Below are 231 nucleotides of genomic sequence, written 5' to 3' on the forward strand. Positions count from 1 at the left end.
GCTCAAGCTCAGCAATGCGCTTGCTCACTGCCGAAACAGCCATATGCTTGCGACGCGCTGCACGGGTGAGATTCTGCTCCTCCGCCACCGCGACAAACAACGAGAGTGAGACCAGATCGTACCGCATAGGCATCCTTTAATCTGTGAGGGTTTGCTGGATGACGAAAGGCAGAACTCCGCCATAGCGCAGATAGCGCAGCTCTTGCTGGGAGTCTATCACTGCCTCAAGGC

At 56.3% G+C, this 231-nt stretch carries 1 protein-coding gene; it reads right to left on the bottom strand.

What is annotated here, in order from left to right:
* Positions 1-133: LysR family transcriptional regulator (locus KVT28_RS27235; RefSeq protein WP_306665704.1), on the bottom strand; the 133-nt coding region annotated here is incomplete at its 3' end.
* Between the last annotated feature and the right edge of the window lie 98 nt (positions 134-231).

The organism is Pantoea sp. GbtcB22, from assembly GCF_019091025.1.
GTDB lineage: Bacteria > Pseudomonadota > Gammaproteobacteria > Enterobacterales > Enterobacteriaceae > Pantoea > Pantoea leporis.